Source organism: Bacillus sp. LR_5, assembly GCF_042709275.1.
In genome coordinates this window covers 1-4,546 of record NZ_JAVAXX010000397.1, presented here as the reverse complement: position 1 = coordinate 4,546, position 4,546 = coordinate 1, and the positions used below count along the sequence as shown (strand labels likewise).

Annotated in this window: 5 protein-coding genes; 4 read left to right on the top strand and 1 reads right to left on the bottom strand. The window is 45.0% G+C overall.

The window, feature by feature from the left end; genetic code table 11:
- The 3 genes from RAC86_RS35675 to RAC86_RS35665 form a co-directional block, all read left to right on the top strand.
- The coding region (locus RAC86_RS35675; RefSeq protein WP_377886695.1) for a 6-phosphofructokinase at nucleotides 1–466 on the top strand (466 nt) is incomplete at its 5' end.
- Between the two features lie 42 nt (nucleotides 467–508).
- Nucleotides 509–2,266, top strand: a complete 1,758-nt coding sequence (gene pyk / locus RAC86_RS35670) for a pyruvate kinase (protein ID WP_004398560.1) — start codon at nucleotides 509–511, stop codon at nucleotides 2,264–2,266.
- Between the two features lie 92 nt (nucleotides 2,267–2,358).
- Nucleotides 2,359–2,742, top strand: a complete 384-nt coding sequence (locus tag RAC86_RS35665) for an FxsA family protein (RefSeq protein WP_015251477.1) — start codon at nucleotides 2,359–2,361, stop codon at nucleotides 2,740–2,742.
- A 32-nt stretch (nucleotides 2,743–2,774) separates the two neighbouring features.
- Here RAC86_RS35665 and ytvI read toward each other — a convergent pair whose 3' ends face one another.
- Entirely contained in the window at nucleotides 2,775–3,890 is a 1,116-nt protein-coding gene (gene ytvI / locus RAC86_RS35660; RefSeq protein ID WP_004399115.1) for a sporulation integral membrane protein YtvI, read from the bottom strand.
- 96 nt (nucleotides 3,891–3,986) lie between these two features.
- On the opposite strand from ytvI, the gene RAC86_RS35655 reads away from it, so the two are divergent.
- The gene (locus RAC86_RS35655) at nucleotides 3,987–4,451 is read left to right on the top strand and encodes a DUF441 domain-containing protein (RefSeq protein WP_038430040.1); all 465 of its coding nucleotides are present in this window, start codon (nucleotides 3,987–3,989) and stop codon (nucleotides 4,449–4,451) included.
- Nucleotides 4,452–4,546 lie beyond the last annotated feature (95 nt).

Here is a 4,546-nt window from a genome sequence, read left to right as displayed (position 1 = left end):
AATCGAAGTAATGGGCCGTCATGCCGGCGATATCGCATTGTGGGCTGGTCTTGCAGGGGGCGCAGAATCGATCTTAATCCCTGAGGCAGACTATGACATGCACGAAATCATTGCCCGCTTAAAACGCGGCCACGAACGCGGCAAGAAGCACAGTATTATTATTGTTGCCGAAGGTGTAGGCAGCGGTGTTGAATTCGGGAAACGCATTGAAGAAGAAACAAATCTTGAAACTAGGGTATCTGTATTGGGCCATATCCAGCGCGGAGGTTCTCCGAGTGCTGCTGACCGTGTGTTAGCAAGCCGTCTCGGCGCATATGCAGTTGAACTGCTGCTTGAAGGAAAAGGCGGACGCTGTGTAGGTATACAAAACAATAAGCTTGTAGACCATGATATTATAGAAATACTTGAGACAAAACACACAGTTGAGCAAAACATGTATCAGCTTTCAAAAGAACTGTCTATCTAATGTACAGCTGAAGGCTGAAGATTTCAGAAGGAAGTGAACCAAATGAGAAAAACTAAAATTGTTTGTACCATCGGTCCGGCAAGTGAAAGTATTGAAATGCTTACGAAATTAATGGAGTCAGGAATGAACGTGGCTCGATTAAACTTTTCTCACGGAGATTTTGAGGAGCACGGTGCAAGAATTAAAAATATCCGCGAAGCAAGCAAAAAACTTGGCAAGAACGTTGGAATTCTGCTTGATACAAAAGGTCCTGAAATCCGCACACATACAATGGAAAACGGCGGTATTGAGCTTGAAACAGGTAAAGAGCTCATTATTTCAATGGACGAGGTTGTAGGAACAACAGATAAAATTTCAGTGACATATGAAGGTTTAGTCCATGACGTTGAACAAGGTTCAACGATTCTGTTAGATGACGGCCTTATCGGTCTTGAGGTACTTGATGTAGATGCCGCTAAACGCGAAATTAAAACAAAAGTATTAAACAACGGAACACTCAAAAATAAAAAAGGTGTTAACGTACCGGGCGTAAGTGTCAATCTTCCGGGGATTACTGAAAAGGATGCGCGAGACATCGTTTTCGGTATTGAGCAAGGAGTAGACTTCATCGCACCATCTTTCATTCGACGTTCCACGGATGTGCTCGAAATCCGTGAGCTTCTTGAAGAGCACAACGCTCAGGATATTCAAATCATCCCTAAAATCGAAAACCAAGAGGGCGTTGACAACATCGATGCGATTCTCGAAGTGTCTGACGGCTTAATGGTTGCGCGCGGAGACTTAGGTGTGGAAATTCCAGCTGAAGAAGTGCCGCTTGTGCAAAAAGAACTGATAAAAAAATGCAACGCGCTGGGCAAACCTGTTATTACAGCAACACAAATGCTTGACAGCATGCAGCGCAACCCGCGTCCGACTCGTGCGGAAGCAAGTGACGTTGCAAACGCGATCTTCGACGGAACAGATGCGATCATGCTTTCTGGTGAAACTGCTGCCGGAAGTTACCCGGTTGAAGCAGTTCAAACAATGCATAACATCGCGTCCCGTTCTGAAGAAGCATTAAATTATAAAGAAATTCTCTCAAAACGCAGAGACCAAGTGGGCATGACAATTACAGACGCAATTGGACAATCTGTCGCACATACGGCGATTAACCTGAATGCTGCTGCGATCGTAACGCCGACAGAAAGCGGCCATACAGCACGTATGATTGCAAAATACCGTCCGCAGGCTCCGATTGTTGCGGTTACTGTAAATGACTCTATTTCCAGAAAGCTTGCCCTCGTATCTGGCGTATTCGCGGAAAGCGGTCAAAATGCGAGCTCAACAGATGAGATGCTTGAGGATGCTGTCCAAAAATCATTGAACAGCGGAATTGTAAAACACGGCGATCTTATCGTTATTACAGCTGGCACTGTCGGTGAGTCCGGCACTACGAACTTAATGAAGGTTCATACTGTCGGCGATATCATCGCTAAAGGCCAAGGCATTGGACGCAAATCAGCTTACGGTCCGGTTGTCGTTGCACAAAATGCAAAAGAAGCTGAGCAAAAAATGACTGACGGTGCGGTACTTGTTACCAAAAGCACTGACCGTGATATGATTGCATCCCTTGAAAAAGCGTCTGCTCTTATTACAGAAGAAGGCGGTTTGACTAGCCATGCTGCGGTAGTCGGATTAAGCCTTGGCATCCCGGTTATCGTGGGTCTGGAAAATGCGACATCTATTTTGACAGATGGCCAGGATATTACAGTTGACGCTTCCAGAGGCGCAGTCTATCAAGGCCGTGCGAGCGTTCTTTAATTACAGGTGAAAATGGAAGGGGAATCCCTTCCTTTTCTCTTTATCATGCCTTTTGTTGAACAGAACGTGTTACACGTGTGGGGGGCTTGGATATGAGATTTTTGTTTTTGCTTTTTATTGTGTTTCCGGCAATAGAAATCGGCATATTCCTATTTTTAGGAAAGCTGATTGGCATTTTGCCGACAGTTCTATTCATGATTCTGACTGGCATTATCGGCGCAGCAGCTGCAAAAAAACAAGGAACCGAAGTGTATTATAAGGTTCAGCGTGATCTTCAATATGGCAAAATGCCGGGAGAAGCGATTGCTGACGGTCTGTGCATTTTCATTGGCGGTCTATTGCTGATGCTTCCGGGCTTTTTATCAGATTTGGCCGGCGCCTGTCTTCTTATCCCGTTTACCCGCGGCTGGTGTAAGCCGATTCTGTTCAAATGGCTGAGAGGAATGTCGAAGAATAAGCGGATCATCATCAAATAAAAAACGGCAGCCATGAAAAAACGGCTGCCGTTTTATTTTTGCTGAACGGTGATATAGGACCATATTTCTTTTAATGCGCCTGTTGTGATGAAAGCTTGGATGATAACGAGTACAGCCGGTCCCGCAATCAGTCCTAAAAACCCGAATAATTTAAAGCCGGCAAACAGGGCGATGAGTGTTGCCAGCGGATCGATCCCGATAGATTTACTTAGTATCTTGGGCTCTGTCAGCTGCCGCTGAATAAGAACGACGAGGTACAGGATACCAATTCCGATCGCTTGGGGCAGCTGGCCCGTAATCGATAAATACAAAATCCAGGGCACAAATACGGAGCCGGCACCCAAGTAAGGGAGAAGATCTACAAGCCCGATTAAAAAAGCAATTGTTGCGGCGTGTTCAACCTTTAAGAGAGAAAGGCCGATAAATACAATCACCATCGTGATGAAAACGAGGACGGCTTGTGCTTTGATAAAACCAGTCATTGCTTTTTTTAATTCGCTGCTGATCGCTTTGCTGTTAGCTGTCACACGATCCGGCAGAATTAAAACAAGCATGGCTTTCAGCTTATGCCAATCCTTTGTCATAAAAAAGGTTGCCAGAAGAGAAAAAATCAGAACCGCCGCCGTATTGGGGAGAAGAGCGAAAAATCTCGGGATCATCTCTAGAATGTGGGACAGCAGGAGTCCGGCATTTTTAGCGGCCGAATCACCGAGTGTCTGGATATGAGTGACGATAGAAGCCTGCTGGTTCGTTTCCAATTCTTGAAACAAAAGAGTTAACTCGTTATAGAGCGGCTGAATATGAGTTGTAAACAATTTTTCGCAATATGAAATAAACGTGCTGATATGCGGAGGCAGCGTTTTTGCTAGATAGGCTGTTCCCGTTACGATTTCGGCTACCAGAATGGTGAGCACACCGAAGGCTGCGAGCAGAAAAAAAGCAAGAACGCCCAGAACATTTATCGTTCGGGGGAATCCTGTCACTTTGTCCAAATAATCGACAACAGGATGAATCACTGATGAAAGAATAAGGGCGATCAGGAACGGATAAGTTAACGGAAACGAATAATAGGCCGCAGCTATCGACCCTGCGGTCATTGATATGACAAAGAGGGTTCTGAAAAAAATAGTGATATAAGATTGATTCACGAAAACGGTCCTCCTCTCGTCAGCATGTCCTATTTTTTATATGTATTCACGCTGTTGCTGAATATGAATACATTCATCTTAAAGGAGGGATGGCAAGTGTTTACACAAGCGAATTTATTTTTAATTTTACTCTTGGCTATCGCACTTATCGCCAAAAACCAATCATTGCTCTTTGCTGTATCCGTCCTTTTGATCATCAAAATCGCTGGGCTTGATCAGAAATTATTTCCGACCATCCAGTCAAAAGGCATTAACTGGGGTGTGACCATTATTACCATCGCCGTTCTTGTCCCGATTGCCACGGGAGAAATCGGATTTAAGCAGCTTGGAGAAGCAATGCGGTCTTCCTACGCATGGATCGCCCTTGGAGCGGGGATCGCAGTGGCGCTGATTGCAAAAAACGGCCTGGCCCTGCTTGAAAATGATCCGCATATTACAACTGCTCTCGTGATCGGGACCATTCTTGCAGTCGCGCTTTTTGGAGGAGTTGCGGTGGGGCCGCTGATCGGAGCGGGGATTGCTTATTTAGCCATGCAGATCGTAAAACTGTTCACTTCATAAAAAAAAGCGGCCTTAAAGCCGCTTTTTTTTTATGCAAAAACCCGCAAATAAAGGCGTTTTTTCGGGGAAATCACTGAATGAAAAAAAAAATTATA

What these genes read in the sequence shown, in the direction of transcription:
- pyk (WP_004398560.1), top strand. Translation starts at nt 509, where the DNA reads ATGAGAAAAACTAAAATTGTTTGTACCATCGGTCCGGCAAGTGAAAGT.
- RAC86_RS35665 (WP_015251477.1), top strand. Translation starts at nt 2,359, where the DNA reads ATGAGATTTTTGTTTTTGCTTTTTATTGTGTTTCCGGCAATAGAAATC.